Source organism: Micromonospora acroterricola (assembly GCF_003172955.1).
GTDB lineage: Bacteria > Actinomycetota > Actinomycetes > Mycobacteriales > Micromonosporaceae > Micromonospora > Micromonospora acroterricola.
The window spans coordinates 1-1212 of sequence record NZ_QGKR01000007.1 but is presented as its reverse complement, the minus strand read 5'-3'; the positions used below and the strand labels follow the sequence as shown (position 1 = coordinate 1212).

The following is a 1212-nucleotide window of genomic DNA, read 5'->3' as shown; positions in this document are numbered from 1 at the left end:
CCGGCCGGCAGGGCGGGTAGGCCCGGGCCGCGCCGGCCGGACTCCGCATGGCGGTCGAGCGCGCCCAGCGGCGACCGGCTAGCGTCGTGGCGTGACCCACGCTGCTCCCGTCTCTCCCGTCGACCGTGCCGGCCTGCGGCAGCGGGTCGACAAGGCCCTCACCGAGTTCCTGGCCGGCCAGCGGGTCCGGTTGAGCGGCGTAGACGACGCGCTGGTCCCGGTGGCGGAGGCGATCGAGGCGTTCGTGCTCGGCGGCGGCAAGCGGCTGCGTCCGGCCTTCGCGTACTGGGGGTTCCGGGGCGCCGGCGGGTTGGACGCCGACCAGGTGCTCACCGCCCTGGCCGCGCTCGAGTTCGTGCAGGCCAGCGCCCTGATCCACGACGACCTGATGGACCGCTCCGATACCCGGCGCGGTGAGCCGGCGGTGCACCGGCGCTTCGCCGCCCGGCATCGCGCGTCCGGCTGGGGCGGCGACCCGGACGGGTTCGGCGACGCCGCGGCGATCCTGCTCGGCGATCTCTGCCTGGTCTGGTCCGACGAGCTGCTGCACTCCGCCGGGCTGGACCTGCGGGCGGTGGCCCGGGCCCGGCCGGTCTTCGACGAGATGCGCACCGAGGTCACCGTCGGGCAGTACCTCGACGTGCTGACCCAGGTCACCGGGGACACCTCGGTGGAACGGGCCAGCAAGGTCGCGCGGTACAAGTCGGCGAAGTACACGGTCGAGCGGCCGCTGCTGCTCGGCGCCGCGCTGGCCGACGCGTCGGCGGACGTGCGGGCGGCCTACTCGGCGTACGGGCTGCCGCTGGGCGAGGCGTTCCAGCTCCGCGACGACGTGCTGGGAGTCTTCGGCGACCCGGCGCAGACCGGCAAGCCCGCCGGGGACGACCTGCGCGAGGGCAAGCGCACGTACCTGGTGGCGGCCGCCCTGGAGGCCACCGACGACGCCGGCCGGGAGCTCCTGCTGGGCCGGCTCGGCGACCCGGACCTCGACGAGCAGGGAGTGGCCCGGCTACGGGAGATGATCTCCGCGAGCGGGGCGCTGGCCCGTACCGAGCAGCGGATCGTCACGCTCACCGACACGGCGCTGGCGGCACTGGCGGCCGTCGACCTCGACACCGAGGCCCGCCAGGCCCTCGTCGACCTGGCCATAGCCGCCACCCGCCGCACCGACTGACCCGCGACGCGTCCCGCCGGCCTCCCGGCCTCCCGGCC

Annotated in this window: 1 protein-coding gene; it reads left to right on the top strand. The window is 76.0% G+C overall.

Annotated features, from left to right (window positions below; translation table 11 throughout):
- The first annotated feature begins 91 nt into the window (after window positions 1-91).
- A complete protein-coding gene (locus tag DKT68_RS00040) occupies window positions 92-1174 on the top strand; it encodes a polyprenyl synthetase family protein (protein ID WP_109815405.1) in 1083 nt (360 codons plus the stop codon).
- Window positions 1175-1212: the final 38 nt, after the last annotated feature.